Below are 16,346 nucleotides of genomic sequence, written 5' to 3'. Positions count from 1 at the left end.
ATCAAAACCGAGAACCGGGTTGACCAAGAAACACCAATTCCTCCGCCGTAGACTCCCGCCCCAACACCGCATTGCGATGCGGAAACCGGCCAAACCGGGCGATCACCTTGCGATGCCGCTCGGCGTAATCCAGATTATCGGCGAACACCGCCCGCTCATCCTCCGGCTGTTCCGCCACCAGTTCGATAAATCGGGACACTGCCTCGTTCTGCACCGCGAGGTTTTCGCAGTGTTCGAATACCAGATAAATGAACACACGCTGGATCGGTTTCAGCTGCCGATCAAAATCCGCCGCAATGCCTTGGGCGACGAATTTCTGCGCGCGTAAATCACCGGAGTAGGCTTTGGGGGTGTTGCGATGGATCATGCGCGGCAGTTGATCGAGTAAAAGCACAACCGCCAGCCAACCTTCGGGACATTGCGTCCACTCGGTCAATTCGCCGGCCAGGGCCTGATCGACAAAGACCCCGAAACGCGTCTGCGCTTCGAGGTCCTGGCTGGCTCGCTTGCCGAACCACAACTTGCCCTTGTCAGCCGCTACTGCGTCGGGTGATTCGGCGTGTCCGAACCACCAGTCAAGCAACGGCTGCCAGGGCGCGGTCATGGTTATTCCTTGTGGTAAGCCGTGGCGCGCGCGACTTCTTCTTTCGAGCCGAGGAACACCGCTACACGCTGGTGCAGCCCTTCAGGCTGAATGTCGAGGATGCGCTGGTGGCCGTCAGTGGAGGCGCCGCCAGCTTGTTCGACGAGGAACGACATCGGGTTGGCTTCGTACATCAGGCGCAGCTTACCCGGCTTGGACGGCTCACGGCTGTCGCGCGGGTACATGAACAGACCGCCACGGGTGAGGATGCGGTGCACGTCAGCAACCATCGCTGCGACCCAACGCATGTTGTAGTTCTTTTTCAGCGGACCTTCTTCACCGGCCAGCAACTCGCCGACGTAGCGCTGTACCGGGGCTTCCCAGTGACGCTGGTTGGACATGTTGATGGCGAATTCCTGAGTGGTTTCAGGAATGGTGATGTCTTCGTGGGTCAGTACGAAGCTGCCCATTTCGCGGTCGAGGGTGAAACCTTTGACGCCGTCGCCCAGGGTCAGCACCAGCATGGTCTGCGGACCGTAGATCGCGTAACCGGCGGCCACTTGTTGAGTGCCAGGTTGCAGAAAGGCCTTTTCGTTCAGCGGCTCGTTCTGGCTGAGGTATTCGTTCGGGCAACGCAGTACCGAAAAAATGGTGCCGACCGGAGCGTTGATGTCGATGTTCGACGAACCGTCCAGTGGGTCGAATACCAGCAGGTAGGCGCCTTTCGGGTATTTACCTGGAATCTGGTAGGCATTGTCCATTTCTTCGGATGCCATGCCAGCCAGGTGACCGCCCCATTCGTTGGCTTCGAGCAGGATCTCGTTCGACAGCACGTCGAGCTTCTTCTGCACTTCGCCCTGGACGTTTTCAGTGCCCATGCTGCCCAGAACACCACCGAGGGCGCCTTTGGACACGGCGTGGCTGATTTCCTTGCAGGCACGCGCCACCACTTCGATCAAAAAGCGCAGATCGGCAGGAGTGTTGTTGCTGCGGGTCTGCTCAATCAAATAGCGACTCAAGGTAACGCGGGACATGGACGGCTCCGGTGGAATGGGGGGGCTAAAAACCCGCGCAGTTTACAGGGAGTCTGAAAACCTAGCGAGCGAAGACGCCCGCTAACGTGCGTCGGGGCGTATTTGCCTGCATCAGACGTGATTGTCGGTGGAGAGTTCAGGTGGTGGATTTGAGCGTAGACCGGTTCGGGACTATTGGTGCCTGGCTGATGCGGCAGTTTGAAGATTTTTGTAGGCTGGAAGACCGCTATCGCGAGCAGGCTCACTCCTACAAGAACAGCATTCCACATGAAGAAATGCGGTCACTTGTGGGAGCGAGCCTGCTCGCGAATGGTGCGCAGCGCCAGCCCTTCTCAGGTGTTGGCGGGCGGCTTGCGCAACAGGCTGAACGCCATCGCTCCCAGAAACACCACGCTCAACAGCAATACCGCCCACAGTCCGATCTTCTTCCAGTTGGTCTCGGCCACCGCCGCCGTGGTCGCCGTCGAGGTCTGCGTCACCACGGTTTCGCTCTGCACAGAGGCCTTGCCCAGCGTCGCCAGCATCTGCGGTTTGAAATCCGGAATCAGCGTGGTCAACGGCAGGTTCGCCGTTTTCACCGTGGCATTGCCCAAGGCGAGACTGTACGGCCCATCGCCCCGGGCGAGGAAAATCACCTGCGTGGCGCGCACTGCGTATTTCAGATCCGGCGCCTGCTCACCCAGCCCGCCGCCGCGCTCATCCACCGTCAGCTTCAATTGCTGCACGGTCTGCCCGGCGAGAGGGATTTCGTTCTGCACCACGTCCTGATTGTTCTGGGTCAGGCGATACAACAAGCCACTGCTCAGCATCTGCCACGGCAAACTGCTCTCGCGGCGGCCAGCCAACGTGACCGGCGCCAGACTGTTCGGCTGTTTCAGTTCAACCTGCACGCGTTCGACATTCAGCCCCATCGGCAACTGCCAAGTGTATTCCCCGGCCTTGGTGCTGCTGCCGGCCACGGTTTGCGACCAGACCAACGGCAGCGGTAAATGACGCGGGTCGCTGCTCTTCAGTTGCGCCGAAGTAAGGATTGGCGCTGAACCCGGCGACTCCCAGAGCAGGCGCACATACCGCGCGGTCTGCCCCGGCAGGGTCACTTCGTGCTGTTCGATGCGCTCATCGGAGAACGTCAGCCGTGCAACCTGGCCTTCGCCCCATGCCTGCCAATGTTGCAGGTCGTCGCTGGCTTCGATGCTGAAACGCTGGAAGCCGTCGCGTTCGCTGGTCCAGTCGAGGACCAATTGCTGCAACGGCGCCTTGATCGCGCTGGCGTCGAGCAGCCAGCCACGCAACACTTCTTCCCCAGCTTCCAACTGACTGGACGGCTGCACTTCGACGAGCGTGCCATTAGTGGTCGATTGCACGCGCACGTTGGGCGCGCGCTCGCTGGCGTCGGCGGCGTTGTACAGCGGGAACCATTTAACGTCATGCAACTGACCGTCATCGCGGGTCTGCGCGGATTCGCGGGCTAACGCATACGCCTGCGGTTCACCGGCGGCGTTGAACACGCGCAAGTCGCCGAGATCAGTCTGACGTGCTTGTAGTTGCACGCTTAGCGGCAATTCGAGGCGATACCACGGGCCGTTGCCGCTGACCGACAGCGGCACCTGCGTGGCGAAGTCCGCAGGTTTTTCCTGGGCGCCGGCAGCCATCACCACGCCCAACGCCAACCAACCCAGATTCAGCATGCGACTCAAGAGACAACTCCTTCGGTTTCCGTGGCGGGCTTGTCCGCCGCCGGTTCGGCTTCGACGCGCTTGGGCGGCAACGGGGCAAAATAGCCCACCACCAGCAACAACACGCCGACGCCGATAAACGAGACGATCCGGGCGAGGCCGCCACGGTTGCTCAGTTCGACAAAAATCAGTTTCGCCACCACCAGCGCAATCAGCGCCGCGCCGATCAGCCACACTTCGCGGCGATGGCGCAGATGACCGCCGATCATCAGCCCCAGCGCCATCAGCGTCCAGACGATCGACAAGCCGGCCTGCACCAGCATCGAGGCGAGCAGCGTGTCCAGTTCGAAGGGGATGCCGGCCCAATGATGCGCGGCGCGGGTCACCAGCGCCGTGCAGAAGGCAAACAGCGAAACCCCGGCGATCAGTTGTGTGGCGGTGTCGGCGTAGTCCCGGCGTATCGACAGTTGTGCCACCGCACTGCGCGACCACACATAAACGCCGAACAAGGCAAACAGCAGCCCCAGCTCCAGAGGGTTGAGCAGCGGCACATAAGGCAGCGGTTCGGCGTTGCCATCGCTGACACCGTTGGCCAGCCAGAACCACGCCAGCATCAACACGGTCAGCGGCGCAGCGGCGTACAAGCGGTACTCGCGGGCAAACGCCGATACCGGCCACGGCCATGTGCGCGGTGCCGCCGCCAGCAACAGATAGACACTCGGTAGAATCGCCCAGCCCAGCCAGCGCCAAGCGTTGTACTGCTCGGACAACAGCAGCAGACCGTAACGCAACTCCAGCGCCAGCACGCCGATCAGCAGCCAGCAACCGAGTACATGCGTGGTACTTGAAGCGCGTGCCGGCAGCATCGGCGCGAGGCGGCGCAGGCTGAAGAAATGCACGGCGAATACCAGCATCCAGGCCAGCCAGCCGAAGTCGGCCGCCGGGTGATAACGCGACTGCCATGCACCGAGCAATACCAGCGCTGCCGCCGGCATCAGCAAGGTGCAAAGCAAGCCCAGCGCCGGCCATTTCAGCCGCAGTGACGCCATCGTCCACAGCGCCACGCTGAGCGCCGCGATCAACAGCAGTAAAGTGACTTGCAGATTGGCCGGTGCAAAGCGCAGCACTTCACTGATCCACGCCAGCGCCCACCAAGCGGCGCCCCATACCAGCAACACTTCGGAAAGGCGCTGCAAACTCAACACGTCAAACGCCGAAGCGTGGTTGCCCAGTTGCAAGCGCCACGCACCGATCATCGCCGCCAGCCCCAGCACCAGCGGCGTCCAGAATCCTCCATGTGCCAGAGGTTTCAAGCCTTCGCTGGACAACGGACCCAGTAGCTCCGGGCCAGCGAACAAAAATGCTGCGCCGCCGATTACCTGCAACAGCAGACCGAACACGAAGCTGACGCGCTGCTGCAGATACAGGCTCAGCCAGATAATCAGCAGACCACTGGCCGCCCACACTGCGCTCGCGGTTTGCCACGGCAGGACAAACAGCACCGCCAGATTGATCAGCACCAGGCCGGCCAGCAGCACTATCGACAGGCCGCGCAGCAGACGCACATCGCTGCGCACCATGTCATCGCGAGCCGCCAATAACATGCCGGCGATCAGTGCCAGACCGATCAGCGATGCGCTGAGCAATCCGCTCCAGCCCGCGCTGAACACTGCTGACGAATCCTCGCCCGCGCCTTGCAGGCGTAACAGGAACAACGCGCCGCCGAGCAATTGCACCGCAAACTCACTGAACAGGAACGTGCGCGATTGTATGCGCAGACCGACCCACAACGTCGCCAGACCGGCCAGCGCCCAACTGATCGCTGTGCCTTGGATGAAGAAGAACAGCGGGGCCAGCAGATACAGGCACGTCAGGCCCAGACTCGCCAGCACTGGCAACGCCTGGCGCTCCCACGGCGCGGTCTGCTCCGCTGCCGCTTTGCGCAATTGATAGAAGCTGAACAGTAGCGCACCGCCAAGCATCAACGCGCCCAGTGGCGCACCGTCGAGCAAACTGTTTTCGCCAATGCGCAATTCACTGAGGAAGGCCAACGCCGAGCCCAATTGCAGCAACAGTGCAAAGGCCCGCGCGAACGGTCGATGCTGGCGCAGGCCAAGCCAGAAAATCCCCGCCCCTTCCACGGCCCATGCCGCTGACGTCCAGCGCGCATCGAGCCCCAACGGAATCGCCAGACTGGCAAAAATCACCCCGAGCGCCAGACAGGTTTCGCCCAGCAACACTGCGCGCCCACCTATCAATACCCTGGCCAGCGCCATATAGAGCAGTCCCAGCGCCAAGGCACTGAACGCCGCCGCGAATTCCAGGTGCTGGACGATGGCAAACTGCAAACCGAAACCAATGATCGGCGGGCCGAACAGCAGGGTGCCATCGACGTAATCGCCCTTGTGCACCGACCAGTGCAACAGCGCCTCGCGATCAGCGTCCCCCGGGGCATCGGCCAGATCGAGTAGCTTGCGTCGGGCAAACAGCAAGCCGATGGCCAGGTACATCAGAAAAAACAGGATCAGGAACGGCTCGGTACTCCACAACAGCTCCGGAACATAGGAACGTAGCCCCCAGGCGAAACCGATGCCAAAGGTGCCCATGAAGCCGATCAGATTGAGCAGGCGCCAGGCCTTGAACCAGGCAATCGCCAGAATGCCAGCGTTGAGCAGGGCGAAATAACCGAACAGCGCGACGTGATTACCCTCCCCCGTCGAGGTCAGGATCGGCGCAGCAAAACCGCCCAAGGCTGCTGCAGCGGCCAGCCCCAAGGCATCCTGAGTGATAGCCAGAATGGCCGAGAACACCGTCACCGCCACCAGCAGGCCCAGCGCGGCTGAAGGATCGAGCAGCGGATGCAAGCGCATCGCCGCGAACACCGTCAGGTACAGCACCGCGATGCCGGTACCCTGCAGCATCAACGCATAGTGTGTGTTGCGCCGGCGCAGCCACCAGCCCAGCGCAAGCAGGCCCAACGCGGCAGCCGCCACCCCGGCGTAACGCAACTCGATCGGCACCACCATGCCTTCGGTGGCGTAACGCAGCAAAAACGCCAGACCGAAAAACAAAAGCACCACGCCGACGCGCAGCACTGTGTTGCCACAGAACAGCCAATTGCGTGCCGCACTGATGCCACGCTCGATCAGGTTCGGCCCACGGGGTTCGGCAGGTATGTGCGGTTCACGAGGGGCCGGTTCGGCGCGCCAGACATCGTCCGGCAGCGCCTGACTGGTTTCACGGCTGGCGGCGGTGATCGGCTCGAGTTCGGGCGGCAGCTCCCAGATAAGTTCAGGCGCCGCGGCTTGTTCGAAGACTTCGACAGACTCGGCGACAGGCTCAGCGACGGGCGCAGGAGACGGCGGTGGCGCAGCATGAAGCGGCGCGCCTTCGAGCAGAAACAGCCGCTGCTCGACGCCTTGCAAGGCGACTTTCGCTTGCTCGAGTTGCTGCTGTTGCGCAGCCGTCAGCTTACCGAGCCGCGCGATGCGCATCGTCTGCGCAATCGCCAGCCCGAGCAGCGCGCCCAACAGCGCAGCGCTGAACGACTCGTCGAGCAGTCCACCGAGCACCAGCCCGATCAACATGAACATCCATTGCATGGTCGATATCCCTAAGCAGCCCCGGGGCGGGGCGAGTCCGGCGATGGCTTCAGTCTAGGCACAAACCCCGTGGGAGCGAGCTCGCTCGCGAAAGCGCTTTGTCAGTCAACATTTCTGTTTAATGTGACAACGCTATCGCGAGCAGGCTCGCCCCCACAGGGCATGGGTGGTGACTGATGCATCCGGTAACCGGCGCTCAGTATATCGATCCGGCCCAACAAACGTTGGGCCTTGCGCAGATTTGTTGCGGAAAGTTACTCCAGCGCTTTCCAGATATCGGTGGCGTACTCGCGAATGGTCCGGTCAGACGAGAACCAGCCCATGCGCGCGGTGTTCAGCACTGCCGAACGCCACCAGTTATTGGAATCGTGCCAGTGCGCTTCGACGCGCTTCTGCGCTTCCCAGTACGAATCAAAATCGGCGCAGACCAGGAAACGGTCGTAGTCGATCAACGAATCGATCAGCCCGGTGTAACGCGAGGTGTCGTCGGGCGAGAACACACCGCTGCGGATCGCTTGCAGCACATCGTTCAGACGATGCGACGCGGCGATGTCCGGCAAGGCGCTGAACTCGTGGTTCTGTTTGCGCGCTTCAACCTGCTGCGCACTGAGGCCGAAGATAAACATGTGCTCGGCACCGATGCGCTCGGCCATCTCCACGTTGGCACCGTCGAGGGTGCCGATGGTCAACGCGCCGTTGAGACCGAACTTCATGTTGCTGGTGCCCGATGCCTCGAAACCGGCGGTGGAGATCTGCTCGGACAAGTCCGCCGCCGGAATGATGCTCTCCGCCAGGCTGACATTGTAGTTGGGCAGGAACACCACCTTGAGCAAGCCGCGCACCGTCGGGTCGTTGTTGACCACCCGGGCGATGTCGTTGGTCAGTTTGATGATCAGTTTGGCCTGGTGATAACTCGCTGCGGCCTTGCCGGCGAAGATTTTCACCCGTGGCACCCAGTCGACTTCCGGCTCGGCACGAATCGCTTGATACAGCGCGACGGTGTGCAACAGGTTGAGCAACTGCCGCTTGTATTCGTGGATGCGTTTGACCTGCACATCGAACATCGCCGCCGGGTTGACGGCAATGCCCAGACGCTCGTGAATCAGGTAGGCCAAGGCCTTTTTGCTGTGCAGGCGTTGTTCGGCAAAAGCTTTGCGGAACGCGGTTTTCTCAGCGAACGGCTCCAGTTCGAGCAGACGTTCTTCGGGATGGTCAAGTATCTCCGGACCCACAGCATCGACCAGCATCGACGTCAGCTCGGCGTTGGCCTGGAACAGCCAGCGGCGGAAGGTAATGCCGTTGGTCTTGTTGTTGATCCGCTCCGGGTAGAGTTTGTGCAATTCGGCGAATACGGTTTTGCGCATCAGTTGCGTGTGCAGCCCGGACACGCCGTTGACGCTGTGCGAGCCGAGGAACGCGAGGTTGCCCATGCGCACGCGGCGGCCGTTGTCTTCTTCGATCAACGACACCGCGCGCAGCACGTCGAAATCGTGAATGCCCTTGGCCCGCAGCGAGTCGATGTGCTGGGCGTTGATCAGATAAATGATCTGCATGTGCCGCGGCAGCATGCGCTCCATCAGGCCGACCGGCCAGGTTTCCAGCGCCTCGGGCAGCAAGGTGTGGTTGGTGTACGACAGCGTGTCGACCGTTACCTGCCATGCCGCATCCCACGCCACGTCGTAGACGTCGACCAATTGACGCATCAGTTCGGCGACGGCAATCGACGGGTGGGTGTCATTGAGCTGGATCGCCGCATGATCACCAAGCGTCAGCACCGAGGTGTGCATGTTGCGATGACGGCGCAGCAGATCCTGCAGCGACGCGGCGACGAAGAAGTATTCCTGACGCAGGCGCAGTTCCTGGCCTGCTTCGGTGCTGTCCGCCGGGTAGAGCACGCGCGAAATACTTTCGGCGCGAGCTACTTCGGCCACGGCACCGAGGTGGTCACCGGCGTTGAAGCGCTCCAGATGCAACTCTTCCATTGCCCGCGCACGCCAAAGCCGCAAGGTATTGACGCTGGCGCCGCGCCAGCCGACCACCGGGGTGTCATAAGCAATTGCGCGCACGGTTTCCGCCGGCGACCAGACCTGACGGGTCTTGCCATTGGCATCGGTGACGGTTTCGACGCTGCCGCCGAAGCCGATCGGGTACACCACTTCCGGCCGCTCGAATTCCCATGGGTTGCCGAAATCCAGCCAGTGTTCGGTCTGCTCTTGTTGCCAGCCATCGACAATCGCCTGACGGAACAAGCCGTGCTCATAACGAATGCCATAGCCGTGCCCGGCAATGCCGAGGGTCGACATGCTTTCCATGAAGCACGCCGCCAGACGTCCGAGGCCGCCGTTGCCGAGCGCTGCGTCGGGCTCCAGCAAACGGATGCGCTCGAGATCGACGCCCAGTTCGGTCAACGCCTCACGGGCGACGTCGAGCAGGCCAAGGTTGCTCAGGCTGTCGTAGAGCAAGCGGCCGATAAGGAATTCCAGCGAAAGGTAATACACCCGCTTCTGGCCTTTGCGGTAGATCTGCCGGGTGTGGTCCATCCAGTGTTCGACCATGTGATCACGCGCCGCCAGGGCGATGGCTTCGAACCAGTCATGGTCAAAGGCGTGATCGGGATCCTTGCCCACTGCATAGGTGAGTTTGGTCAGGACGGCGTCGCGGAATGCGGCCACCTCTGCTTCGCGAACTAGTGGTTCTTGAGTCATCAATAGGACCTCGAGCGAGCGGGAATTGTCTGAGCCTAGACGGTCTGACCGACGGTAACGGCTCTGGTTCGGCTGTATTTCTGGAGACTGTGAGGTGGTCCGGCATAACCTTGGCGGATGAACCAATGAATGCAGGGGCCGTGCCGAGTTGCCCGGCAAAGTGCCGGCATCAAGAAAAATCTGGCGAAAGGTTGTTCAAAAATCCACCAGTCCCGGTATGATCGCGCGCCCTGATGCATACACCTCTGGTAACTCCCGATGATGAAACCCAACCTGATCGCCGCCGCCGAGATCGATCGTCTCGATACGTGGGCCAAATATTCGGCGCCGATGTGCGGCTCGTGCATGTCCAGCTGCTGCACGCTGCCGGTCGAGGTGAAGATCAAGGATCTGGTGCGCATCGGTGTGGTCGACGAGTTCGAGCTGGGCGATCCGCCGAAGAACATCGCCAAGCGTCTGCAGAAGGAAGGCCTGGTCGAGCGTTTCAATCAGAAATCGGGGATTTTTACCCTCCAGCGCATGAGCAACAACGATTGCTATTACCTGGATCGTAAGAGCCGCCTGTGCACCATTTATGACAAGCGCCCGGACACCTGCCGCAACCACCCGAAAATCGGCCCGCGGCCGGGGTATTGCGCGTACAAGCCGAAGGAAGTCGAGCGCGTGCAGAATTTCCGCGCGATCGAGAAGTTCTGACCCATCCCCCGGGGCTGGCCAAAAGCGGGCTCCAAAGTGAAAGTGCCATCTGTAGATTGTTCTGACAGGGGCGGGTAACTAACCGCCTCCCTTTCGTTGCAATTTCCCATGCTTCATCTGGCATTCACCCGACAGAAAAAGTCCATCACGGACACTAGTGTGGAGCATCACTCCCTTAGAGAAGATGCTCATGCGTTATTTAAAAGTGACCGCCCAGGACCGTAGTGATAATGGCAAGGCCGATGCCGTGCAACTGCACTTCCACGACGGTCCTGCCAACCTCGTACACGAAGCCTTTGCACTGGATATGTCCGCCGATGGACGGATTGAATTCGGCTTCGCCGGCGACATCAACAGTGACGGCGAGCAGAATTTTCAGGATCAGTTGTTACTGACGGCTTTTGCCGAGGTGTTCCTGCAACTTAACTGGTTCAATTCGGGTGATAACTGGGAACGCTACCTGAGAATTGGCGCAACCGACTATCACCACGACGGCACACCCAACGTGGTCACGCTCCAATTCAGTGAGGACGATGGCGAGCTCAGTAAACCCATCATGATCCGCTGCGCAGCAGCGTACGACGGAGACAATGATGGCAACCTCGATTCCTTCACTAACTCCGATGTGAACGGCGATGGCATAGCCAACAAAGCGGACAAGGCTGTACTGCGCAAGATCGCGGAAACCTTCCTCGCGTTTCGCTGGTTCGACGCTTGATTCGCCCATTGCTTCGCTGCTGATCGCAGACAAACAAAAACGCCCCCGGTCTCGCGACCGGGGGCGTTTTTTATTCCAGGGCTTGATTACGCCTTGGCTTTCTTGGCAGCGCGGGTACGCTCGCTTTCGTCGAGGATCTTCTTGCGAAGACGGATCGACTTAGGCGTGACTTCGCACAGCTCGTCTTCCTGGATGTATTCCAGAGCCTGTTCCAGAGTGAACTTCACCGGTGGAACCAGAGCGATGGTTTCGTCTTTACCCGAAGCACGCATGTTGTCGAGCTTCTTGCCTTTGGTTGGGTTTACACCCAGGTCGTTGTCGCGGCTGTTCTGACCAACGATCTGACCGTTGTAGATCTCCTGGCCGTGTTCTACGAACAGCTTGCCACGAGCCTGCAGGGTTTCCAGCGAGTAGGTCAGTGCCTTGCCGGTTTCAACCGAAACCAGAACGCCGTTCTGACGGCCGGACATGTGGCCCGACTTGACGGTGTCGTAGCGATCGAAGATCGAGGTCAGGATGCCAGCACCGTTGGTCAGGGTCAGGAACTGGTTACGGAAACCGATCAGACCGCGAGCAGGGATGTTGTATTCCAGACGAACACGGCCCTTGCCATCCGGCACCATGTTGCTCAGGTCGCCCTTACGCAGACCCATCTCTTCCATGACCTTGCCCTGGGATTCTTCAGGGATGTCGATGGTCACGTTTTCGAACGGTTCCTGCTTCACGCCGTCAACTTCACGGATGATCACTTCAGGACGGCCCAGGGCCAGCTCGAAGCCTTCGCGACGCATGGTTTCGATCAGTACCGAGAGGTGCAGCTCACCACGGCCGGAAACCTTGAACTTGTCAGCGGAGTCGCCTTCTTCAACGCGCAGTGCAACGTTGTACAGCAGCTCTTTGTCCAGACGGTCCTTGATGTTACGGGACGTCACGAACTTGCCTTCTTTACCGCAGAATGGCGAGTCGTTTACCTGGAAGGTCATCGAAACGGTTGGCTCGTCGACGGTCAGCGGCTTCATCGCCTCGACAGTGTCCGGGTGGCACAGGGTGTCGGAGATGAACAGCGAGTCCATACCGCTGATGCAGACGATGTCGCCGGCCGCAGCTTCTTCAACGTCAACGCGGTGCAGACCGTGGTGACCCATCAGTTTCAGGATACGGCCGTTGCGACGTTTGCCATCGGCACCGATCGCGACAACCGGGGTGTTCGGCTTGACGCGACCGCGAGCGATACGGCCAACACCGATAACACCCAGGAAGCTGTTGTAGTCCAGAGCGGAGATCTGCATCTGGAACGGACCGTCACGGTCAACGGCCGGAGGCGGAACGTGGTCGACGACTGCCTGGTACAGCGCAGTCATGTCTTCGCCCATGGCGGTGTGGTCCAGACCGGCAATGCCGTTCAGGGCCGAAGCGTAAACAACCTGGAAGTCCAGTTGTTCTTCGGTCGCACCGAGGTTGTCGAACAGGTCGAAGATCTGATCCAGAACCCAGTCCGGACGCGCGCCTGGACGGTCAACCTTGTTGATCACCACGATTGGACGCAGGCCGGCTTCGAAAGCCTTCTTGGTCACGAAACGGGTTTGCGGCATAGGGCCGTCTTGAGCGTCGACCAGCAGCAGAACGGAGTCGACCATCGACATAACGCGTTCAACTTCGCCGCCGAAGTCGGCGTGGCCCGGGGTGTCCACGATGTTGATGTGGTAGCCGTTCCAGTTGATGGCGGTGTTCTTCGCCAGAATGGTAATACCGCGCTCTTTTTCCTGGTCGTTGGAGTCCATCACGCGCTCGTCGTTGAGCTCGTTGCGCTCCAGAGTGCCGGATTGACGCAGGAGTTTGTCTACCAGGGTGGTTTTACCATGGTCAACGTGGGCAATGATGGCGATGTTGCGTAGATTTTCGATCACTTGTGTATCTCGATCAGAGGATTCGGTTTGCTGACAAGTCTTGGCAGCGATTAGCAGTAGTGTCCGGCATGGCCGTTACAGCTTGACGGCGGTGTCGGGGGGCCGGTGACGCAGGCCACAGGCAAACAGCCCCGGGCACTTAGCTCGGTCGATAAACGCGCACATTGGCATGCCCCTCACTGAGCAAATGGTGAGCATGCAGGCGACTCATCACGCCTTTGTCGCAATACAGCAGGTACTGGCGAGTCGGATCCAGCTCCTTGAAACGAGCGTTCACTGCATAGAACGGCATCGTCTGTACTTCTACGCCAGCGAGTTCCAGCGGCTCATCCTCGGCGGCATCCGGGTGACGGATGTCGATCACGATCTGGCCGGCCAGTGCTTCGCTGACTTCTTCAATCTGTACGTCCTGGCCCAGTTCGTCGATTACCCGATCGATTGGCACCAGTTTGGCATTGGCGAGCGCACGCTCGAGCACCGCCATGTCGAATTGCTGCTCTTCGTGCTCAACCCGACCGCGTTTGGCGGCGGTTTTCGGGTTGACCGAAATGACCCCGCAGTATTCCGGCATGTGCCGGGCGAAATCGGCGGTGCCGATCTCGTTGGCGGTGTCGATGATGTCCTGTTTGTGCGCCACGATCAGTGGGCGCAGGACCAGCTTGTCGGTCACGCAGTCGATCACCGACAGGTTCGGCAGCGTCTGGCTCGATACCTGGGAGATCGCTTCACCGGTGACCAGCGCATCAATATGCAGGCGCTCGGCGATGTTCGACGCCGCGCGCAACATCATACGCTTCAAAACCACGCCCATATGACTGTTATCGACTTTGCCGAGAATTTCGCCGAGGACTTCCTCGAACGGAACACTGACAAATAGCACGCGTTGCGAGCTGCCGTACTTCTTCCAGATGAAATGCGCGACTTCCATCACGCCCAATTCGTGGGCACGACCGCCCAGGTTGAAGAAGCAGAAGTGCGTCATCAAGCCACGACGCAGGATCTGATAGGCCGCCACGGTCGAGTCGAAGCCGCCGGACATCAACACCAGCGTCTGCTCCAGCGCACCGAGCGGGTACCCGCCAATGCCGTTGTGCTGGCTGTGGATGACGAACAACCGTTTGTCGCGAACTTCGATGCGGACTTCGATTTCCGGCGATTTCAGGTCGATTCCGGCCGCACCGCACTCGCGACGCAGCTTGCTGCCGACGTATTTTTCGACGTCCATCGAACTGAACGTATGCTTGCCGGCGCGCTTGCAGCGCACCGAAAAAATCTTCCCGGCCAGGGCCGCGCCGTAATGCTGTTTGCACTTCTCGGTGATGTCGTCGAAGTCGCCCAGCGGGTACTCGTCGATCTGCAGAAAGTGCGCGATACCCGGCATGCAAGTCAGGCGCTCGCCCATCTCTTTCAAGGCTTTGGGGTCGGTAACGCGGGTTTCCAGCTCGAGATTGTCCCACACGCCGTTCACCACCACTGCCGGGTCCAGGTCGCGGAGCACGGTGCGGATGTTCTTGGCCAACTGGCGGATGAACTTCGTCCGGACAGGTCGGCTTTTGATGGTGATCTCGGGGAAGACTTTTACGATTAGTTTCATGAAAACAGCGCGCGCACGGCCAGCCGAAAAAGGGGGGCGCGGATTATAGCGGAAATTGCTCAAGGTTTAACCAGTTAATATGCAGAACGTTTTGCATGCACCAAAACGGGTCGTTTTCGATTTGCACCGCCACATTAAAGGGCGATATTTTCGCAATCAGGCCGCTTGAAGCCTTTATAAGCATGAAATTGGGGCAAAAAACCCATGCTGGGGCACTGGCATGCAATTTGCTCCCTTGTGAGGCAGGTTGCCTTGGCAGAGTATTCGCGCCGGCATCACCCAACTTTAAGGGCATCCACTACTAGCCCTAAGCCACCCGGAGGACAGTATGTCGAAGACGGTTCAACTCATCAAAGATCATGACGTCAAATGGATTGATCTGCGCTTCACGGACACCAAAGGCACTCAGCACCACGTGACCATGCCGGCTCGCGATGCGCTGGATGACGACTTCTTCGAAGTCGGCAAGATGTTCGACGGTTCCTCCATCGCTGGCTGGAAAGGCATCGAAGCCTCCGACATGATCCTGATGCCGGTTGACGAAACTGCCGTTCTCGACCCGTTCACCGAAGACGCTACCCTTATCCTGGTGTGCGACATCATCGAACCTTCGAGCATGCAAGGCTACGACCGCGACCCACGTGCGATCGCCAAGCGCGCCGAAGAACACCTGAAAGCCACCGGTATCGGTGACACCGTGTTCGCCGGTCCAGAGCCTGAGTTCTTCATTTTTGACTCGGTGAAATTCAAGTCGGACATCTCCGGCTCGATGTTCAAGATCTACTCCGAGCAAGGTTCGTGGATGTCCGACCAGGACGTCGAAGGTGGCAACAAAGGTCACCGTCCAGGCGTCAAGGGTGGCTACTTCCCGGTTCCGCCATTCGACCACGACCACGAAATCCGTACCTCCATGTGCAACGCACTGGAAGAAATGGGCCTGACCGTTGAAGTTCACCACCACGAAGTGGCGACTGCCGGCCAGAACGAAATCGGCGTCAAGTTCAACACCCTGGTGAAGAAAGCCGACGAAACCCAGACCCTGAAGTACGTTGTCCACAACGTTGCTGACGCTTACGGCCGCACCGCGACCTTCATGCCGAAGCCACTGTACGGCGACAACGGTTCGGGCATGCACGTACACATGTCGATCTGGAAAGACGGCAAGAACACCTTCGCCGGTGAAGGCTATGCCGGTCTGTCCGATACCGCTCTGTACTTCATCGGCGGCATCATCAAGCACGGTAAGGCCCTGAACGGCTTCACCAACCCGGCCACCAACTCGTACAAGCGTCTGGTGCCAGGCTTCGAAGCGCCAGTAATGCTGGCCTACTCGGCTCGCAACCGTTCCGCATCGATCCGCATTCCTTACGTGTCGAGCCCGAAAGCCCGCCGTATCGAAGCCCGCTTCCCGGATCCGGCTGCCAACCCGTACCTGGCCTTCGCAGCACTGCTGATGGCCGGTCTGGACGGTATCCAGAACAAGATCCACCCAGGCGATGCCGCTGACAAAAACCTCTACGACCTGCCGCCTGAAGAGGCGAAAGAGATCCCACAGGTTTGCGGCAGCCTGAAAGAAGCCCTGGAAGAGCTGGACAAGGGCCGCGCGTTCCTGACCAAGGGCGGCGTATTCTCCGACGACTTCATCGACGCTTACATCGCGCTGAAATCGGAAGAAGAAATCAAGGTTCGCACCTTCGTACACCCACTGGAATATGAGCTGTACTACAGCTGCTGATCCGGTAGCGCTGCGTAACGCGGCGTGACAAAAAGAGGCCTCCTTCGGGAGGCCTTTTTTATTGCCTCGATTTTGCGGCCAACCAAGTCCCCTGTA

At 59.9% G+C, this 16,346-nt stretch carries 10 protein-coding genes; 3 read left to right on the top strand and 7 right to left on the bottom strand.

Annotation, left to right across the window (positions count from 1 at the left end):
• Nucleotide 1 precedes the first annotated feature (1 nt).
• The 5 genes from BLU52_RS00235 to BLU52_RS00215 form a co-directional block, all read right to left on the bottom strand.
• Nucleotides 2-604, bottom strand: coding sequence for a DUF924 family protein (locus BLU52_RS00235; RefSeq protein ID WP_090280277.1), 603 nt, complete (start codon nt 602-604; stop codon nt 2-4).
• Nucleotides 605-606: 2 nt separating this feature from the next.
• A complete protein-coding gene (locus tag BLU52_RS00230) occupies nt 607-1,617 on the bottom strand; it encodes a class 1 fructose-bisphosphatase (protein WP_039756611.1) in 1,011 nt (336 codons plus the stop codon).
• 332 nt (nt 1,618-1,949) lie between these two features.
• Nucleotides 1,950-3,314, bottom strand: coding sequence for a DUF3999 domain-containing protein (locus tag BLU52_RS00225; protein WP_090280274.1), 1,365 nt, complete (start codon nt 3,312-3,314; stop codon nt 1,950-1,952).
• Nucleotides 3,311-6,895 carry a DUF2339 domain-containing protein gene (locus BLU52_RS00220; RefSeq protein ID WP_090280265.1) on the bottom strand — a complete coding sequence of 1,195 codons (3,585 nt, stop codon included), beginning with the start codon at nt 6,893-6,895 and terminating at the stop codon, nt 3,311-3,313. Before BLU52_RS00220 ends, BLU52_RS00225 begins: the two co-directional genes overlap by 4 nt.
• A gap of 254 nt (nt 6,896-7,149) precedes the next feature.
• Nucleotides 7,150-9,600, bottom strand: a complete 2,451-nt coding sequence (locus tag BLU52_RS00215) for a glycogen/starch/alpha-glucan phosphorylase (RefSeq protein ID WP_090280262.1) — start codon at nt 9,598-9,600, stop codon at nt 7,150-7,152.
• Nucleotides 9,601-9,858: 258 nt separating this feature from the next.
• Between BLU52_RS00215 and BLU52_RS00210 the strand changes: the two genes are divergently transcribed.
• Both BLU52_RS00210 and BLU52_RS00200 read left to right on the top strand, forming a co-directional pair.
• Complete coding sequence (locus tag BLU52_RS00210; protein ID WP_025110918.1) at nt 9,859-10,296, top strand: YkgJ family cysteine cluster protein; 438 nt, start codon at nt 9,859-9,861, stop codon at nt 10,294-10,296.
• A gap of 190 nt (nt 10,297-10,486) precedes the next feature.
• On the top strand, nt 10,487-11,014 hold the full coding sequence (locus tag BLU52_RS00200; protein WP_090288387.1) for a hypothetical protein: 528 nt from the start codon (nt 10,487-10,489) through the stop codon (nt 11,012-11,014).
• A gap of 86 nt (nt 11,015-11,100) precedes the next feature.
• Here BLU52_RS00200 and typA read toward each other — a convergent pair whose 3' ends face one another.
• Together typA and thiI are read right to left on the bottom strand one after the other, a co-directional pair.
• Nucleotides 11,101-12,921 carry a translational GTPase TypA gene (typA, locus tag BLU52_RS00195; RefSeq protein WP_090280259.1) on the bottom strand — a complete coding sequence of 607 codons (1,821 nt, stop codon included), beginning with the start codon at nt 12,919-12,921 and terminating at the stop codon, nt 11,101-11,103.
• 139 nt (nt 12,922-13,060) lie between these two features.
• The gene (thiI, locus tag BLU52_RS00190) at nt 13,061-14,515 is read right to left on the bottom strand and encodes a tRNA uracil 4-sulfurtransferase ThiI (RefSeq protein WP_090280257.1); all 1,455 of its coding nucleotides are present in this window, start codon (nt 14,513-14,515) and stop codon (nt 13,061-13,063) included.
• A gap of 328 nt (nt 14,516-14,843) precedes the next feature.
• Here thiI and glnA point away from each other — a divergent pair, with 328 nt between their 5' ends.
• Nucleotides 14,844-16,250, top strand: a complete 1,407-nt coding sequence (glnA, locus tag BLU52_RS00180; RefSeq protein WP_090280253.1) for a type I glutamate--ammonia ligase — start codon at nt 14,844-14,846, stop codon at nt 16,248-16,250.
• Nucleotides 16,251-16,346: the final 96 nt, after the last annotated feature.

Source organism: Pseudomonas granadensis (assembly GCF_900105485.1).
Lineage (GTDB): Bacteria > Pseudomonadota > Gammaproteobacteria > Pseudomonadales > Pseudomonadaceae > Aquipseudomonas > Aquipseudomonas granadensis.
Note: the sequence above shows the minus strand (reverse complement) of the source record. Positions and strands in the feature narration are given on the sequence as shown.

Bases quoted from the DNA above. Each gene is read 5' to 3' on its own strand.
- BLU52_RS00235 (WP_090280277.1), bottom strand. From the start codon at position 604: ATGACCGCGCCCTGGCAGCCGTTGCTTGACTGGTGGTTCGGACACGCC.
- BLU52_RS00230 (WP_039756611.1), bottom strand. From the start codon at position 1,617: ATGTCCCGCGTTACCTTGAGTCGCTATTTGATTGAGCAGACCCGCAGC.
- BLU52_RS00220 (WP_090280265.1), bottom strand. From the start codon at position 6,895: ATGCAATGGATGTTCATGTTGATCGGGCTGGTGCTCGGTGGACTGCTC.
- BLU52_RS00215 (WP_090280262.1), bottom strand. From the start codon at position 9,600: ATGACTCAAGAACCACTAGTTCGCGAAGCAGAGGTGGCCGCATTCCGC.
- BLU52_RS00210 (WP_025110918.1), top strand. From the start codon at position 9,859: ATGATGAAACCCAACCTGATCGCCGCCGCCGAGATCGATCGTCTCGAT.
- BLU52_RS00200 (WP_090288387.1), top strand. From the start codon at position 10,487: ATGCGTTATTTAAAAGTGACCGCCCAGGACCGTAGTGATAATGGCAAG.
- thiI (WP_090280257.1), bottom strand. From the start codon at position 14,515: ATGAAACTAATCGTAAAAGTCTTCCCCGAGATCACCATCAAAAGCCGA.
- glnA (WP_090280253.1), top strand. From the start codon at position 14,844: ATGTCGAAGACGGTTCAACTCATCAAAGATCATGACGTCAAATGGATT.